Origin of the sequence: Sphingobium sp. R-21, assembly GCF_049913335.1 — a bacterium.
Lineage (GTDB): Bacteria > Pseudomonadota > Alphaproteobacteria > Sphingomonadales > Sphingomonadaceae > Sphingobium.
Genome location: NZ_CP184375.1, coordinates 446984 through 464581, shown reverse-complemented (window position 1 = coordinate 464581; position 17598 = coordinate 446984). Strand labels below are relative to the sequence as shown.

Annotated in this window: 13 protein-coding genes; 5 read left to right on the top strand and 8 right to left on the bottom strand. The window is 63.0% G+C overall.

What is annotated here, in order from left to right:
* Window positions 1-20 precede the first annotated feature (20 nt).
* Window positions 21-1244, top strand: coding sequence for a polysaccharide biosynthesis protein GumE (locus tag ACN9MX_RS16860; protein WP_363829679.1), 1224 nt, complete (start codon window positions 21-23; stop codon window positions 1242-1244).
* A complete protein-coding gene (locus tag ACN9MX_RS16855) occupies window positions 1241-2329 on the top strand; it encodes an acyltransferase family protein (protein ID WP_363829677.1) in 1089 nt (362 codons plus the stop codon). Before ACN9MX_RS16860 ends, ACN9MX_RS16855 begins: the two co-directional genes overlap by 4 nt.
* On the opposite strand, the gene ACN9MX_RS16850 is transcribed toward ACN9MX_RS16855, so the two are convergent.
* The 3 genes from ACN9MX_RS16850 to ACN9MX_RS16840 all read right to left on the bottom strand — a co-directional run bounded on the left by ACN9MX_RS16850 (window position 2293) and on the right by ACN9MX_RS16840 (window position 7480).
* Window positions 2293-5241: an amidohydrolase family protein gene (locus ACN9MX_RS16850; protein ID WP_363829675.1), complete on the bottom strand. Its 2949-nt coding sequence runs from the start codon at window positions 5239-5241 to the stop codon at window positions 2293-2295. The genes ACN9MX_RS16855 and ACN9MX_RS16850 overlap by 37 nt on opposite strands.
* A 12-nt stretch (window positions 5242-5253) precedes the next feature.
* Window positions 5254-7128: a gamma-glutamyltransferase family protein gene (locus tag ACN9MX_RS16845; protein ID WP_363829673.1), complete on the bottom strand. Its 1875-nt coding sequence runs from the start codon at window positions 7126-7128 to the stop codon at window positions 5254-5256.
* A gap of 121 nt (window positions 7129-7249) precedes the next feature.
* On the bottom strand, window positions 7250-7480 hold the full coding sequence (locus tag ACN9MX_RS16840; RefSeq protein ID WP_363829670.1) for a hypothetical protein: 231 nt from the start codon (window positions 7478-7480) through the stop codon (window positions 7250-7252).
* Window positions 7481-7582: 102 nt separating this feature from the next.
* Between ACN9MX_RS16840 and ACN9MX_RS16835 the strand changes: the two genes are divergently transcribed.
* Window positions 7583-10702 (top strand): TonB-dependent receptor domain-containing protein, encoded by a 3120-nt coding sequence (locus tag ACN9MX_RS16835; protein ID WP_363829668.1) that lies wholly within the window; start codon window positions 7583-7585, stop codon window positions 10700-10702.
* A gap of 75 nt (window positions 10703-10777) precedes the next feature.
* Complete coding sequence (locus tag ACN9MX_RS16830) at window positions 10778-12655, top strand: gamma-glutamyltransferase (RefSeq protein ID WP_363829666.1); 1878 nt, start codon at window positions 10778-10780, stop codon at window positions 12653-12655.
* 207 nt (window positions 12656-12862) lie between these two features.
* Here ACN9MX_RS16830 and ACN9MX_RS16825 read toward each other — a convergent pair whose 3' ends face one another.
* The 3 genes from ACN9MX_RS16825 to ACN9MX_RS16815 all read right to left on the bottom strand — a co-directional run bounded on the left by ACN9MX_RS16825 (window position 12863) and on the right by ACN9MX_RS16815 (window position 15263).
* Complete coding sequence (locus ACN9MX_RS16825) at window positions 12863-13054, bottom strand: hypothetical protein (protein ID WP_363829665.1); 192 nt, start codon at window positions 13052-13054, stop codon at window positions 12863-12865.
* 27 nt (window positions 13055-13081) lie between these two features.
* Window positions 13082-13348 (bottom strand): DUF2171 domain-containing protein, encoded by a 267-nt coding sequence (locus tag ACN9MX_RS16820; protein WP_363829662.1) that lies wholly within the window; start codon window positions 13346-13348, stop codon window positions 13082-13084.
* 181 nt (window positions 13349-13529) lie between these two features.
* Window positions 13530-15263, bottom strand: coding sequence for an acyl-CoA dehydrogenase (locus tag ACN9MX_RS16815; protein WP_363829661.1), 1734 nt, complete (start codon window positions 15261-15263; stop codon window positions 13530-13532).
* A gap of 127 nt (window positions 15264-15390) precedes the next feature.
* On the opposite strand from ACN9MX_RS16815, the gene ACN9MX_RS16810 reads away from it, so the two are divergent.
* Window positions 15391-16104: a helix-turn-helix domain-containing protein gene (locus ACN9MX_RS16810; RefSeq protein WP_363737378.1), complete on the top strand. Its 714-nt coding sequence runs from the start codon at window positions 15391-15393 to the stop codon at window positions 16102-16104.
* Between the two features lie 36 nt (window positions 16105-16140).
* On the opposite strand, the gene ACN9MX_RS16805 is transcribed toward ACN9MX_RS16810, so the two are convergent.
* Both ACN9MX_RS16805 and ACN9MX_RS16800 read right to left on the bottom strand, forming a co-directional pair.
* Entirely contained in the window at window positions 16141-16725 is a 585-nt protein-coding gene (locus ACN9MX_RS16805) for a TetR/AcrR family transcriptional regulator (RefSeq protein ID WP_363737379.1), read from the bottom strand.
* A 64-nt stretch (window positions 16726-16789) separates the two neighbouring features.
* Complete coding sequence (locus tag ACN9MX_RS16800) at window positions 16790-17488, bottom strand: FadR/GntR family transcriptional regulator (protein ID WP_363755835.1); 699 nt, start codon at window positions 17486-17488, stop codon at window positions 16790-16792.
* Window positions 17489-17598 lie beyond the last annotated feature (110 nt).

Sequence of the window (17598 nt, the reverse complement as noted above, 5' to 3'; positions counted from 1 at the left end):
TCCTGCAAAGAGACGTCCGTATGCGAAGCGCCGTGGACATGCCGCGCGCGGTCATGCCAGTGGCGGCCGTTGCGCTGTTGGCGGCGACGGTCCTGTTCAACCCGCTCCTCGCCTGGGTGAACAGCCATGTGGCGCAGATGAGCGGATCGATCGTTTCCGTGATGCAGGGAGGCATCGTCATTTCCGCGCTACTGATGGGCCTGTTCCAGCCGATCGCACTGGCGGCGCGATGGTGGGTGCTGGCCGCGCTGCTGGTTATGGTCGTGCTGCTGACCAGCGCAATCCGGGCGCAGTTCAATCCCAAGATATTGGGCGACGTGCTGCTGATCCCGGCCTTCATCCTGCTGGGCACGGCGCTTCGCATCGATCTGTTCCGTCGGTCGATCCTTGTCATGCAGGCGTGCATCCTGCTCGTGGGCATATGGGAACTAGCGCGGCCGGACCAATATGGTGCATTCTTCAACGTGGTCGACTATTATGTGAACACGCGCGGTTACGACGCCAATGCCTTCTGGGCGGGCGGATCGCTGTTCCTGAGTTCGGAACGGCCGGGCGGGCGGCTGCTGCTGAACGGCTTCGGCTTCCATCGCGGATCATCCCTTTTCCTGGAGCCGGTGTCGCTCGGCAACTGGGCGGTTGTCGCCACCATCTTCACGGCGGCCTGCTGGCGGGAACTGTCGCGCTGGTGCCGGACCTTCATGGTCGCGTCCACCTTCGCCTTGCTGGTGATCTGCGACGGGCGGCTGGCGATGACGGTCATCCTGCTCTTCTGCCTCTATCTGCCTCTCTGCCGTTATCTGCCTGATCGCTGGAGCGCGGTCTACCTTCCCGTCATGCTGGGCCTGCTTTGGCTGGGGGATGCGCTCGGTCTTCTGATGCCCAATGGCGACAATTTCGCCGGCCGGCTGGGCATCGGCCTGCATGCACTGGGAACAATGGACGCCACCGCATTGCTGGGGGTCAATCCCGAATTCGCGCGACTGGACGACGCAGGTTGGGCAGATTTCATCCAGTCCCAATCCGTGCTCATCGCACTTGGCCTATGGCTGACGCTGTCGCTGACGGGGTTCGGCACGGCACCCGGCGATCGCATGGCGAAACATGGCATCATGCTGTTCCTCATCCTGTGCCTGCCGATCAGCAATTCACTACTCTCCATCAAGACTGCGGCGCTGATGTGGGCGCTCTATGGCTTCTGCTTCGCACGCGGGCAGACGGCGGCGAACGGCATAGATACGGCATGAACGGGCGGCATATTCCAGCGCTGGACGGACTGCGCGGCTTTGCGGCGCTGATCGTGATGCTGTCGCATTTCCCCGATGTCGGGCTGCCGTCCTGGGTCAATCACCGCCTGGGCGATCATGGGGTAATGCTGTTCTTCGTGCTCAGCGGCTTCCTGATGGGCCATCTCTATCTGCGGCAGAGGCCCGACGCCCAGGTGCTGCTGCACTATGGAATCGCGCGGGCGGCGCGGATACTGCCGCTCTATCTGGGGGTATCGCTGCTGTCCTTCTTCCTGTTCAACTATGCCGATCCCGCCTTCATCTATCGCATAGACGGCCAGCAACTCCTGCGACTGCTCAGCTTTACAAGCGCACAGCCGATCTTCTGGTCCATCGGCCCAGAATTCCAATTTTACTTCCTCTTTCCGCTGATGTGGATGGCATTCTACAGCAGCCGCCGAAACAGGCCCATCGCCTTCCTGGCGCTGACGAGCGCGATCTGTCTCACCTATGCGATCAGCAGTTGGACGCCCGGCTTTTCCGTCTTCGCAAAGCTGCATATCTTCATCGCCGGGATCGGCGCGGCGCTGCTGGTCTGGGCCGGACCCCCGCGCCCGCTCCCGGCCATGCTGGTGCTGGCAAGCGCGCTTGCCTTCCTGGCGGCGATCCTGCTCTCCCCACCGTGGGCGGAGCCCTTCCTCTTCCCTTCGACGCGCGGCGACCCCAAGCATATCGGCTATTATGGCGATCTGGCGAAGGTCCTACTCTGCGCCTGCGTCATCTACAGCGCGACCATCGATCATAGGCTGAACGACTGGTTGTGGGGCAATTGCGTCATGCGGCGGCTGGGGGCATGGAGCTTTTCGCTCTACCTGCTGCACATGCCCGCTCTTTATCTGGCGGGATATTTGCCGATACCGCAGGTCCCACGCGCCATGGCATCGCTGCTGCTGGCGGTCGGCATCGCGGCACTGTCCCATCGCTTCATCGAAGAACCGGCCAACCATCGGTTGCGCCGCCTGCTTGCAGGGCTGTTCGACCGGCAGTCCAAGGTCATCATATTGTCCCCTTATTGCCCGCCGGACACGAGTTCCCCCACATCATAATATTTGCCGTTGGCAATGACTTTCCTGACATTGAAAGTGTTGGCGATGTTCTCACGCGGATCGCCGGCGAGCAGGGCAATGTCAGCGAGCTTGCCCGCCTCCAATGTTCCTGCGTCCAGGTTGAGCGACCGGGCCGAATTGACCGTCGCCGTCTGCAGCGCCTGAAAGGGCGTCAGCCCGGCATCGACATAGGAGGACAGCTCCGCATGCAGGTTGGTCGCGATCATCGTGTCCGTGCCCGCCGCAACCAGCGTGCCGGCATCGAACATCTTCTTCAGGCTGGCCAGGCTTCCCGCCATCATCGGCCGCAACAACGCCATCATCGGCTCACTCTCCGTCACGGTCTTGCGCGCCCAGATCGGATAGAGGCTGATGCGCGGGTCATCGCGATAGGAAGGGTTCTTCTCCAGATAATTGGTCAGCGCGCCGAAATTGGTGGGTGTCAGCGTCCGGCCGCTCTTGCCGAATAGCTGGATGACATCCTCATAGGCCATGCCCGTCGGCCCCTGTTTGGGCGAATAGCCGCGACGGCTGGTCGCGCCCAGATGCTCCGTCGCATCGACGCCCGTATAGGCCGCGGGGAAGATTTCATGGCCGGTGACCGGCACGCCCATCTCGTGCGCCGCTTCCACGATGCGACGCTGGTAGATATCGGGCATTCGGACATAGCTTTTCAATATGTCATATTTGAGGATGCGGGCGCGCTCCAGCTCCCGCTCCAAATGCGCCGGGCCGGATATGGCGACGCCCATCTTATAATAGACGCGCTGCCATTCGAGCAGCGGGCCATTGACGTAGAGACGCGGGCTGATGCGCGCGCCCGCTTCGGCCGCCTCCCTGTCCTCTATCGCGTCATAGACCTGATTGCCCGGATCGCGCACGGTGGTGATGCCATAGGCCAGCCATGCACGCTCCAGATTCGAGCCGAAATCCTTCTGCAGATGGGCATGATGCTCGATCAGGCCGGGAATGGCGGTGAGGCCCGTGCCATCAACGAAGCGGTCCGCCCGATGCAGCACCGGATCATGATCGCGGATTGCAAAGATGCGGTTGCCCTCGATCACGATGTCCTTGTCGTGCTGGGTTTCGTCGCGGACGGAGTCCACCAGATTGCTGACATGGATTACCATCCGCCCGGTCGGGTTGGCGAGGCGGTAGGTGAGGTCGACCGGAATTTCCCGGATGACGCCCGTTTCCGTGTCGATCGCCTTCAACTTGTCCGATGACTGATAGAGAATGGTCCGGCTGTCGGCGGTCCAGCTGGGAAAATAGGCAATTTCGGAGGTATAGCTGCGCGGCGGCCCCATCGGCTTGCCGTCGGCGGCCACGGGCCAGATCTTCAGCAGGCCTTCATAAATGGCCGCCATCTTCGTGCCGTCGGGCGACCAGGCAGGCCCGCCCCCGCCCCGCGTGTCGGTTCCGGCATTTTCCTGGGGCACTTGCCAGAAGGGTTCGCCCTTGCCGTCGCTTGGGATCATATAGATCTGATTGTCGCCCTCGCGGAAGCTGTTGGAATATTTGTAGGAAAGTGCGATGGCGACATATTTTCCGTCAGCCGACCAGCTGGGGTTTCCCGGCTGCCCAAGCGACGCTTGGAGCCGCGTCACCTTGCCACTCGCCACGTCGACGACGCACACGCCCGCCACGCCCCAGCGCCCATCGACATCAAGGAAGGCAATGCGACTGCCGTCATGGGACCAGGCGGCGGCCAGAGGCTGGGTCTCGATATTGGTGAGCCTGCGATCCTTGCCCGTCTTGACATCGCGTATCCACAGCTGCGGCAGGCCGCCGCCCTTGTCGGAAGTGTAGGCGATGCTCTGCCCATCGGGCGACCAGGCAGGATCGGCATCCATCGCGGCGTCCCTGGTCAGATTTTCGGGCACGCCGCCCTTGGACGACAGGAGATAGAGATCGCCCAGCGCCACGAAGGCAATACGGCTTCCGTCGGGCGAAATGGTAGGATGGACGATGCCCAGCGCCTTGCGCGGCGCAGTGGAATCCCAGTCGCGCTTCGCCCTGGCATAGCTGGGCTTCACCACTTCCAGCGTGGCAGCGAAATCGACGGTCGACGATCGCCCGCCGCTGCGGTGCCTGATCTTGCCGTCTGAGACATAATAATAGCCGCCCTTCCCCCAGCCGATGCGGAACGGAAAGACATTCTCGGTTCCGCTCACCACCTTGCCCTCGATTTCCAGCCGGCTGCCCTTCGCGTCCTGCACCACATAGGCGAGTTCGCCGCCGGGACCGAAGGAGGGCGCGTCGATCCTGCCCTCCGCCTGTCTGAGCAGGCTTTCCGCGCCGTCCGCCAAAGCGGTCGTGTAGAGCGCCGTCTTATTGCCTTCCGTCCCCGCATAGACGATCCTCGCGCCATCCGGGGACCAGCTTGGCATCCTGTCCTCACGCGGATTGCGGCTGACCTGTTTCACTACCCCGCTGGCTACGTCCAGCGTCCAGATGTCGTAATTGCCGCTGCGGTCGGAGGAGAAGGCGATGGTCTTGCCGTTCGGCGACCAGGCTGGTTCGCGATCGTCCCACGCGCCATCCGTCAGCTTGCGCATGCCGCTGCCGTCGGGCTTGATCGTCCAGAGATCATAGCCGCCGTCGCGATAGGCGAAATAGGCAAGCCGCGATCCGTCGGGCGACCAGACCGGCTGGCGGGCATCGTTGAAATAGTCGGTGATGCGCCTCGCCCTGCCGCCTTTGGCCGGGATGATCCACAAGGTGCCCTGAAGATCGACCGCCAGCCATTTGCCGTCCGGTGAGACGGACACACTCATGGACGTACCCTCATGCACGTCGAAGGCGATGGGCTTCTCACCGCCCGGCGGGGGCAGATTGGCTGGCTGGGCGTAGGCCTGCACGGCGCAGGCCGAAAGCAGGGCGATGGACAGATATTTCAGCGGAGATTGCATAGAGCGGTCCTCTTACCAGCCGAAGACATAGCGTTCGCGGCGCACATCCGCCCCGCCGCGCAGGGTGCCGCTGTCGGGCACGACACCGGCGGCAACGATGCCGGTGGAAACAGCGAACGACCCCAATACATCGAGCTTGTGCCCGCGGGCGGCCAAATCGTCCCGCACCGCCTGCGGCACGCGGTCCTCGATTTCCAGCACGCCCGGCTCGTCCTTCTTGATCGCGAAGGAGGCGTGGAAATGATTGCTGTTGATGCGGGGCGCTTCGATCGCGGCCTGGAGCGGCTGGTCGAAGGCCAGCACGCGCAGCAGCACATTCATGATCTGCTGGTCCTGATTGTCACCGCCCGGCGTGCCGATAGCCAGATAGGGAGCGCCGTCCTTCAGCACCATGCAGGGGGAGAGCGTCGTGCGCGGACGCTTGCCGGGAGCGAGAACGTTGGGGCTTTCGGGATCCAGGTCAAAGACGGTCAGGCGATTGCTCATCGGCACACCCGTATCTCCCGCAATATAGGCGCCGCCCAGCAGCCAGCCCGAACTTGGCGTCGCACTGAACAGGTTCCCGTCCTTGTCCACCACTTCGATGGCGGTGGTATCAGCGGTCGGACGCGGCGGAGCCTTTAGCACATGGGGCGTGAAGACGGGCGTTGTGCGGGCGCTTCCCTCAAATACCCAGGGATCGCCATAGCGATGCTCCAGCGAGGCCTTGGGGCCGATCTGCCTCGCGCGTTCCGACGCATAGGCCTTGGATAGCAAGCCCTTCATCGGGATGGTCGCGAAATCAGGGTCTCCGAAATAGGCGTTACGGTCATCAAAGGCGAGCTTGATCGATTCCGCCACGACATGGAGGTAGGCGGCCGATCCCGGTTCCATCGTCGCGATGCCCGCCGCCTCTGCAATATTGAGCGCCATCAGCATGGCAGGGCCCTGGCTCCAGAAGCCCCCCTTGCAGACTTCATAGCCGAAGACGCTGGTCATCGTCGGCGTCTCGACCTTGCCCCTGTAGGCCGCAAGGTCTTCGTAGCGCATCAGACCCCCGTCGCGCTCCATCGCCGCGCCGATCCGACGGGCGATGTCTCCCTTGTAGAAGGCGTCGCGTCCAGCCTGGATCGCGGCCTTGCGGTCCTTCTTCTTCCTGTAGGCGATCCGGTCCGCTTCCGCGATGATGCGGATAGTCCTGGCCAGATTGGGCTGGCGGAATATCTCGCCCACTTTGGGCGATTTTCCACCCGGATAATAGGTTTCGTAGGCATCTTTCCACCGGGATGTCGCCTTCTTCTGGTTCGCGAAGACTTCAGCCAGGAAGTTGTACATCACGAAACCGTCCGCCAGTTCCATGGCGGGCTGCAGAACCTGGCTCAAAGTCATGGTGCCGTTAAGCTGTAAGGCCAGCGCCATGGCGTCGACCATGGCGGGAACCGTTCCGCCATTGGGACCATTGCCGGGAATAACGCCCGCCTTGGCGAACTTGTCCGGCGTGGCGAGCGCAGGGGCCACCCCTTGCCCGTTCACCACGGAGACTTGCTTCGCCTTCGCGTCGTAGACGATCGTCGGCGCCTCGCCGCCAAAGCCGAAATGGGAAATTTCCGTCACCGCGGCGGCAAACACGGCGGCGACACCCGCGTCGGTGGCATTGCCCCCCGCCATCAAGATACGCGTTCCCGCGGCGACCGCATAATGGCGCCCAGCGGCGACGATACCGAAATTCCCCACGATCTCCGGGCGCAGCGTTTCGCCGGCGCTCACCAGCCGGGTAGGTTCCAGCGGCGCTTTTGCCGCCGGTGCGGCGCCCTGCGCGAACGCCTGCCCCTGCGCCAGGGCGGCGCCTCCGACAGCCAGTGTCGCCAAGTCGCGACGGCTCAATCCCTGTCCTGCGGTATCCGTCATGAACGAAGATCCCCTGTAGTCGACATGGATAGCGCTGCCCAAGGGCAAGCGGGCATTGGTCCTGCCAGTTCCTTTTCCCTGTAACGATAAAGAACCCGCTTTCCGCTATCCTTGGGATATTTCACGCGTCCCAGGAAAATATTCGTCTGAATATGGCGGAAATCTTGATCTCATTAGTTCTACCCATTTGAACGGGCGCGGAAGTGGGCGCTGCGCCCGCCGATGCATGCTGCCGGCAGGGAGCCGGCAGCACATAGGCCCATATGGGGATGATGCCGGAACTCCAGCTACCGGGGTCCGCAAATGCACAGTCCGGAAAAATACAGAACTTACCAGATTCTTTGCCGGTCATGCACGATCTCCATCGGCGCGCGGCCGCCTGATAGCTGAAACCACGCAAAGTCCTTTGACCGCAACGTCGGAAACAAGGACTTCTTTACAGGGGAACAGAAAGATGAGGGTAAGAAGAGAGAGATTTTCAAAATTGGCAGGAGCCAGTCTTTGGGTATTGTCGGCCGGCGCCGTGCATGCGCAGACGGATAGCGTCCCGCTGTCAGAAATGGACAAGGGCGCTGAGATCGTCGTTATCGGCACCCAGATCAGAGGCGCGAACACGACCGGCGCGCTACCTGTCAGCGTCGTGGGCGAACAGCAGATCGAAGCAGTGGCTGCAGTCTCAGGCGCCGATCTCTTTCGTTCCATCCCGCAACTGGGCGGCGTGACGTTCAACGAGCAGGTGCTGGGCGGCGGCAACGCGAACGCCGCCCGTGGCGACGTTTCCACCGTATCCCTGCGCGGCCTGGGCCAAGGCAATACCCTGCTGCTGATCAATGGCCGCCGAACCGTGCTGCATCCGACATCTCAGGCCATATCGGGCGTCATCGATTCCGGCGTTCCGACCTTCGGCTATAATGCCAATACAATTCCCGTCGGCAATATTGCGCGCGTGGAAGTGTTGCGCGATGGTGCTGCGGCCCTTTACGGATCAGATGCCGTTGCCGGCGTCATCAACAATGTCCTCAATTCCGATTTCAACGGCGCGAAGTTTGACGCGCAATATGGCGGAGCTGAAGGCACGAACCTGCGCGAGTTCACGATCAATGGGCTGGTCGGCAAGGACTTCAGCGAAGGGCGCGGTAACATCACGCTGTTCGCCGGTTATGCGCGGAAGTCGAAGCTGTATCTCAGCGACCAGGACTATACCGCCAATGTCGACCGGCGTGGTTATGTGGCCGGCACCAGCTTCGCCAATGTCGCCGCGTTCAACGGCACCAGCACCAGCACGCCGTGGGGCACGTTCCGCGCGCTCAGTCCGGCCGCCAACGGATCCTTCCTCAACCGGACGATCACCAGCAACGGCATCGCCTTCACCAACAGTTCGAGCCAGTTCCACATTCAGCCAAGCGCCAACAGCGGATGCCGCATCCCCTCCGGCCCCGCAGGTACCTGCTATGACGACGGCAACGGCGCGACGGAGATGGCTACGGTCGACAGCAACCTGCGCTTCAATGCGCCCGCAACGTTCCAGAACCTCACCACGCAGCCCTCGGTCAAGCGCGTCAACCTGTTCGCCAACGGACATTTCGACCTGACCGATAATCTGACCCTCTATGGCGAAGCGGGCTTCTATCGCGGCAAGACACAGGCGACCATCGGTGCGCCGGGCTCGCTGGCGAACATTCCCATCACAGTCGCCGCCAACGCCTATTGGAACCCGCTCGGGCCCGTCGGCTCGCCCAACCGCCTGCCCGGCCTCAATACCGCGGTCGTTCCCGCCTCAGGCCTGCCTGTACAGATCACCTCGTTAAGCTATGTCGACTTCGGATCGCGCAAGGTCGACGTCACCAACTACCAATATCGGTTCCTCGGCGGCCTCAAGGGGAATATCGGGAACTGGGACTGGGATTCGGCAGCCCTGTACACCTGGGCGACCGCCGCGGACACGCAGGAGAACTTCTCCAACAGCTTGCTGCAGGCCGCAATCAACCGTACCACGCCCGATGCCTACAATCCCTTCAACGGCGGCTGCGTCGATACGCCGTCGATCGGGGACTGTACGCCCAACAGCGATGCGACCATCGACAGTTTCCGCATCAAGGCGACGCGCAGGACACGCACATCGCTGGCGCTGTGGGACTTCAAGATTTCAAATGCTAATCTGCTGGGCCTGTGGGCGGACAACAGCATCGGCATTGCGGCGGGCGTCGAATATCGCCGCGAGACCTATCATGACAACCGCTCCCCCTATCAGGGCGGAATAAGAGGGATCGATACAACCTATACCGATGCGGTCACCGGCATCTTCTACGGTTCCGACCTGGGCGGGGCTAGTCCGAGCCCGGACGTGCGCGGCAAGCGCGACGTAAAGTCCGCCTATGCGGAACTCGCCATCCCGATCTTCAGTCCGGAGATGGAGGTTCCCTTCTTCCGCAGCCTCGATTTCCAGATCGCCGGACGCTATGAAGATTATAGCGACGTCGGGTCGGTCGCGAAGCCGAAGATCGCGGGGAGCTGGGAACTGCTTGAGGGCATGCGGCTGCGCGGTTCCTGGTCACAGGGTTTCCGCGCTCCCAACCTGGAGGTGATCAATACCTCTACGCTGGACCGCGTGAACACCGGCATCGATTATGTGCTGTGCGAAGCGGACCTGCGCGCCGGACGAATCGCCAATTTCTCGCAATGCAACCGCAGTATTTCCGTGCTGCGGCGCAGTGGAGGCAATCCCAATCTGAAGCCTGAGGAGTCGGAAAGCTGGAGCTTTGGCGCGGTCATCTCGCCGCCGCTGGGCGAAGGATGGGGCAAGGTGACCTTCACCGTCGACCGCTGGCGCATCAAACAGAAGAATGTGGTCGGTTTGCTTGACTATCAGAACGGCCTCAACCTCGACTATCTGCAGCGCGTGCAGGGCAGCAACAATCCCAATGTCGTACGTCGCGATCCGACTGCGGATGATATAGCGCTGGTTGCGGGCACCGGCCTCGCGCCCGTGGGCGAACTGCTCTATGTGGTCGCCAACTTCGAAAATCTGCTGCCGGTGACCGTGCAGGGCATCGATTTCAACCTCGACTATCTGCTGCCCACCGTGACCGTCGGAACCTTCTCGCTGAATGTCAACGCATCGCGCCTGATCAGCTATTATGTCGATGCTCCGGCGGGCGTGACGGCGGTCATCAATGGGCGGTCCGCGGGCCTTGTCAATGCGGGCGTGCCAATCCAGGGCGGGGGCGATGTCGTAGGGCGCGACGGCCAGCCGCGCTGGCGTCTCGCCGCGACGCTGGACTGGACCCTGGGGCCGGTGAAGATCGGCGCCTATACGCAGTTCATCGACAGCGTCTATGAAAACGCGGCACGCGACGCCTCGACCAATCCCTGGATCGTAAAGGGGCAGACGACCGTCAATCTCTATGCCCAATATACGTTCAGGAATGGTGGCCCGCTCAAAGACACCAGCATCCAGATCGGCGCCCGCAACATCTTCGACAAGGATCCCCCACTGGCATCGACCGGCTATCTGTCGAACCTCTACCAGCCGCAAGCACGCTACTGGTACACCAGCATCAAGAAATCCTTCTGATGCGGCAGGGTGCGGCGCCAGGGTTCCCACGCCGCACCCCCTCCTCCCCTTGCCATGAGGATCAAAGGTTGACCCATGTCCGCTCCCAATAAGCCCGTGCGCCCGGAAGCGCTCCATCGTCGAGAATTGCTCGCCGCCGGCCTTTCAGGCATGGTCCTCGCCGGCTTTCCTTCCGCTGCCCGCGCGCAGTCGGGCTCCCGTGCACCGGATGCGCCCCGCTCCGGCGGGACTAGCGTCGCAGCACACCGCGTCGAGGTGCCGATGCCGCATGGCGGCGTCACCGCCGGTCATCCGCTCGCCGCAATGGCGGGAACGCGCATGCTGATGCAGGGCGGCAGCGCGGCCGACGCGGTGGTGGCGGCCATGGCTGTGATGAACGTCGTCGAACCCTGGGCGTCGAGCGCGGGCGGCAACGGCTTCGCCACCTGCCTCGACCGCAAGGCGGGCAAGGTCCATTCGCTCGCCTTTACGGGCGGTGCACCGCGCCTGCTCGATCCACAGGTTGATCCCAGGGCGCTCGACCATGGACCAAGGGCACTCACCGTGCCGGGCGCGTTCGGTGGCTGGATCGCACTGGCCCGACGCTTCGGCAGGCTACCGCTCGCCATATTGCTGGAACCGGCGATCGGCTATGCCCGCGACGGTCACCCCCTCGATCCGTCGATCGCTCTGTTCATCGGCCGGGCGCAGAAGACGCTGAGCCTCTATCCGACCAGTGCCGCCCTGTTCCTGCCGGACGGGCAGCCGCCGTCACCCCGCTCGATCTTCCGCAATCCCAATCTCGCCCGCACCTTCCAGACGCTGGCCGATGCCGAGATGAAGGCGCTGGACGGCGGCGCTGACCGCGACCGGGCCCTGCAAGCGGCCTATGACTATTTCTACTCAGGCCCCATCGCCCAGGAATTTGCTCGCTTTTCGAACGAAAGTGGAGGCTGGTTGCGCCTTGACGATCTCAAGGCCTATCAGCCGCGCTGGAGCGATCCGGTCAGCACGCATTATCGCGGGCTGGACGTCTACAGCAGTCCGCTCACATCCCGCACCGGGCTGGAACTGTGCGAGCAGCTTAATCTGGTCGAGGGTTTCGACCTTGCCGCCCTGCCCGCGGACGGACCGCAACTTACCCATTTGCTGATCGAGGCGATCAAGGTCGCCAAGGCGGATGTCTACCGCTATGCCGCCGATCCCCGCTTCGCGCAGACGCCGGTCGAGGGCCTGCTGTCCAAGCCTTTCGCGGCAGAACGGCGAAAGTTGATCGATCCGACCAAAGCGGCCTCCTATCCGGAGGGTGGCAACGCCGCCGCCTACGGCCGGATGGCGCAGCAAGGATCGCGACCCCGCTTTGCCGCGCGGGGAGACGACCGCACGCGTGACGGCGATACCACCAGCCTTTCCGCCGTCGATGCCGAGGGGAACGCCATCGCCGTCACGACGACCATCGGCGGCGGTTTCGGTACGTTCCTGGTAATGGGCGATACGGGTATCCTATTCAACAATGGCCTCCGGCTGGGATCGACGGCGCCATATGACGACCACCCGAACAAGGTAGTGCCAGGAAAGCTTGCGCTTTTGGGCAATGGTCCCACCATCCTCCTCGACAAGGGCCGGTTGCATCTGGTGTTTGGATCGCCAGGCGGCGAGACGATCGGACAGACGCAGTTCCAGTTCCTGGTGAACATCGTTGATCGCGGCATGCCTATCCAACAGGCCATAGAGGCGCCGCGCTTCGCGCTCGATGCGGATCCGAATTTCTACAAGCCCGGCGCGGCCATTACCGTGCAGGCGGAGGGGCGATTTGCCGATACTGTGCTGCAAGGGCTGACCGCCATGGGCCATCGGATCGAGAAGGTCGGTCCCTATGCGATTGGCAGCGTCCAGGGAATATTGGTCGACTCATCGGGCGCGCGCATGGGCGGGGCGGATTCCCGCCGCATGGGTTATGCCGTGGGCTATTGAGGCCGCGGATCTTACCGCTTCTGTAGCGATTCCGGTTTATGCGCGGCCTCTTGCCCTCATCCGTTTCCAGGACAAACTCAGGACTGTCAGGCGTGGCTAGGGCCTTGTGGTCCTTGATCCGGGTGGTGCCGGTAACCTCCTTCACCACCTTGCCATGAGCCTCTCCGCCACGTCTGTCATGTCGCGGCGTCGCCTTTCCTAAGGGTTTTAGCCATTAGGCGCGCCCGGATCGGCCGAGAGAGCGATCTCGCGCCGAGCCATTTCGTCGACCACGGCCCGGAGGAAGGGAAACAGATTTTCCGTCTCCTCCCCCGATGCCGTTTCCCAGCTGTCGATGAGTTCCTCATCGGTCATGTTCGCAACTTCGGCTCGATGATCGCCGGGACTACTTCCAGTCATGACGCTTCTCCATGCGGAAAGCTGGAGTCAGCCCCCATCGTCCATGATTGCTTCGCCGCTTTCCTCCTCCTCCAGAAGAACCGCTGCGGCGCCCTCCGCAGAAAGGCGGACCTGATTGCCTTCGACCGCCGCGACCAGTCCGCCGGCGATGAAATGATGATGGTTGCCGTGCGAACCACTGTCAGCCTTCACCATCTTGATCCGGTCACCCTCGACCTTGTCGACCGTACCGACATGAACGCCGTCGGCGCCGATGATGTCCATATGTTCCCTGATTGCGCTCAAATCTGCCATGGCTCTCTCCTTCTTCGTCCTGAACGACCGGACGCCGCAAGAGATGCGTCAGCCATCGCCGATCGGCGCGCTGAAGCCACGGCTTCACGCAGAACCATCCATCAAGCGGTCAAGGCGGGCACAGCAACACCGCCTTCCTTCCCTCCAACGATCGGCCGCGTGGACAGCGATGACGATCTCTTCAGAAGGCATCGGCGCCGAGCGCCATGATGGTGGCTTCACCCGCCGCGATGCCGCTGGCCAGCCCGTGGGCCTGCGGCAGCATATGTTGCGCGAAATAGTCGGCCACCGCGCGCTTCGCCTCATGCAGCGGCGTGCTTCCCTGCGCCGCCACGGCCATTCGCGTCCACATCCAGCCCATGGAAACCAGCGCGAACAGGCGCAGATAATCGACTGCAGCCGCGCCCACCGCGTCCGCCCCGGCACCACGGAGCGATATCGTCACCCCGCGCAGCAGAGCGAGCGCTTCGGCAGTCTTCGCGGCGATGTCCAGCCCCGCCGCAGCATCCAGATCCGCTTCGACAAGGGCGAGGAAGCCCTCGACCACCGCGCCGCCGGCCATGGGCAGCTTGCGTCCCACCAGATCCATCGCCTGGACGCCGTTGGTGCCCTCATAGATCTGGGCAATGCGGGCATCGCGGACATATTGCTCCATGCCCCATTCGCGGATGTAGCCATGACCGCCGAACACCTGCTGCGCCTGCACCGCGCTTTCGAAGCCGAAATCGGTGAAGGCCGCCTTCACCACCGGCGTCAGCAGCGCGACGAGCGCATCCGCCTTTGCCCGCTCGCCAGCGTCGGGATGGTGGTGCGCCCGATCGAGCTGCAACGCCGTCCATCCCGCAAGCGCGCGCCCGGCCTCCACAAAAGCGCGGACGTTGAGCAGCATGCGCCGCACGTCGGCATGCTCGATGATAGCGACCGGATTGCGCGCTCCATCGGCGCTGCGTCCCTGGAGCCTCTCCTTCGCATAACCCGCCGCCTGCTGGTAGGATGCGCCAGCGATGCCCAGGCCCTGGATGCCGACCATCAGCCGCTCGGCATTCATCATGGTAAACATCGCGGCCAGCCCCTTGTGCGGTTCCCCCATCAGCCAGCCGGTCGCGCCATCATAGTTCATCACGCAGGTCGGCTGGGCATGGATCCCCATCTTCTTTTCCAGCGCACCGACCGACATGGCGTTGCGGATCGTGAAGCCGCCATCGGCATCGGGCAGATATTTGGGCACCAGGAAAAGGCTGATCCCCTTCACCCCGGCGGGAGCATCGGGCAGGCGGGCCAGCACCAGATGGATGACGTTGCCGCCGAAATCATGGTCGCCCGAGGAGATGAAGATCTTCTGCCCGGTGATGGCATGGCTGCCGTCCTCCTGCGGCATCGCCCTTGTCTTGAGCAGGGCGAGATCGGTACCCGCGCCGCTTTCGGTGAGCGCCATGGCGCCGGTCCAGGCGCCGCTCACCATGGGCGGTACATAGGTCGCTTTCAGGGGAGCGCTGGCATGGGCGATAATCGCTTCGCACGCCCCGCGCGTCAGGCCGGGGAACAGGCCGAAGGAGAGATTCGTCGCGGCGAGCATCTCGTCCAGCCAGAGCTGAAGGATGAACGGCAGCCCCTGCCCTCCATATTCCGGATCCGCCGACAAGGACGGCCAGCCGGCCGCCGCGAAATCGCGCCAGGCCTCGGCAAAGCCGTCCGGCGTCTTCACCGACCCGTCGACCAGGCGGCTGCCCTGCTCATCACCATGGCGATTGAGCGGGTGCAGCCGGTCGGCGCACATGCGCCCGGCTTCCTCCAGCACCGCCACCGCCAGATCGGCATCCACTTCCTTGCCGATGTCCGCCATCGCTTGGTCGAAACCGAGCACCTGCGTCAGCAGGAAACGATAATCGTCGATCGGCGGAACGTAGCTGAACATCGGAATCTCCTGAAGGTGTGGAGTTCATACACCAAACATCTGTTACAATCAATCTTATCCGAGCGCCGGCCATCCCGTAAAGCCGCTATTAACGTTCCGGAAACCCGCTTGCGCGCATGAAGGGACCATGCCCATTCATGCAACTGTCGATCAGTCACCCGAGTCCGACAACAGGCGCGACGCCCCGCGCTGGCGCATCCGACTCGAACTTCCCGGCACGCCCGAGGATGGCGCCGCCAGTCTGGTGATCCATGATATTTCGACGGCCGGCATGCTGGTGGAGACGAAATCGACGCTGGAGATCGGGCAGAGTGTCATGCTGTCCTTGCCAGACGCGGACCAGGTCGTGGCTCGCGTCGTCTGGCAGAATGATATCCTGTTCGGCTGCCGTTTCGAGACCACGCTTCCCCAAGGGGTGGTAAGCGCGATCAGGCTCCGCAATCCCGGCCGCGACGACGACATGCGGCCTGCCGCCGAGCGCCCGGAAAGCCCGGCCGAGGAAGATCTGGGCGCGCGCCTGCTCCGCCTGCGCCACGAAAAGGGGCTGAGCCGCACGGCGCTTTCGGAACGGACGGGGTTCAGCAAGCCGACCATCTGGGGCTGGGAAACGGGCCGAACCACGCCGCGACGGGAGAATCTGCGTATTCTCTCGGCCGTTTTCGGCCTCACCGAACAGCAGCTGCTTTATGGCAAAGGACGTCCGGCGGTTCAGGAAACGGATCGATCGGGACGGGAAGCCTATGCCCGATCGCTAAAGGACATCATCGATCAATCGAAGACGCGCATTGCCGAAGCTGCGGGAGTGGACCGGCTCAAGGTGCACATCTCCATCGAATTCTAGCGCTCACGGGCTGCCCGTTCCCCCATCAGGCAGGGATCATTCGTGCCGGAAGACGGCAACGACCTGGGCAGCCAGTTCCGCCGGCGTGAGCTTGCCGGGCCGATACCAGTCCGCGGTCGAATTCAACTGCGCAAGAAGCAGATTGCGATATACCGACCGGTCGATATGAGGTGGAAGCGGCAGTTCCTGCACCAATGCGCGAAACAGCCCCTCGAACCGGTCGCGCCGCGCGATCAGTTGCTGGCGCACATCCTCGGCCACTTCCCGAAAGTCGTTCATCATCGGGGTGGTCAGAGAATCGGGGGCGAGCTGAATATCCAACAATGTCTCGCAAGCCGCCTTCAGCCTGGCCCATGGATCGGACTGCGCCTGCACCGCCTGGATTATCCGCGTTTCCGCCTGGTCAAGGGCGGCATTGTGAAGTTCGACGAACAGCGCGTCCTTGGACCTGATATGATGGTAGAGCGAACCGCCCAGCACGCCGGCCTGCTCCCCGATGTCCCGCATCGACGTGCCGCGATACCCCTTTCTGGCAAATAGCCGGGCGGCAATCTCCAATATCTGGCGCCGCCGCGTCGATGGCTCCTCATGCGGTTCGGCGGGTGGGACAGGCTTTGTCATCGTCGGGGCGCTAGCATATCCTCGATTGGCCGCGAAGCCTCTGTTCGAGTGGGGGCCGTTTCCTTCAGATGGCAGCGTCGAGCCGGCGCATGATCTCACGGCGGCGCCGTAGCGCTTCGAACCGGGCCCGCTCCGGGTCGCCGTCGAGGATCGCGGCGATGATGGCGCGCCGCTCCCGCTTCCAGCGCTGCTTGCCGTCGCTTCCGCCATAGACCGGGCCACGCGGATATTCGGCATAATGGTGCACCGCCACGCGGGAGAGAAGTTCCATGAGCGGCCGGTCGACCATCAGATAGAGGATGTCCAGCATACTCTGGTCAAATGCGCCGCGCTGTCGCGCCGTATTGCGCCCGTCGATGGATTTGACGAGCGCGGCAAGCTTTTGCCGAAGCTCCTCATTCGTCGCCCGGGCAGCGGCGGCCATGAGTTCGCAGTCAAGCAAGGTGATGATGTCGATCGCTTCGGGGTGCGCGGAATGGTGCATGGCCAGGAAGCCGGAAATCGCCTGGCTGAGGCCCTCTGCATCGGGGCGGGTGCCGTAATAGCCGCCGCCGGGCCCGCGACGAACCTTCAGAAAGCCTTCATGCTCCAGCACGCGCGCCGCCTGCTGAACGGTGACGATGCCCACGCCCAGCGCCTTCGCCAGATCCGGCAGGGATCCGATCTGCGCTTCGGGCGGCTGCGCCACGATCATGTCGCGAAGCTTCGCCACCGCCGCCGTCACCAGTCCTTCGCGGGAATTCTGCTTGCGAATGCTCATCATGCTCCTCGTCTGGATCCCCTGCCCTTAGCGAATTCGCGCAGGAAATGGCACTGCTGTTCCGCCATCCTCAATTATATGCATATTATTTGTTGGAATTATAACGAATCGAC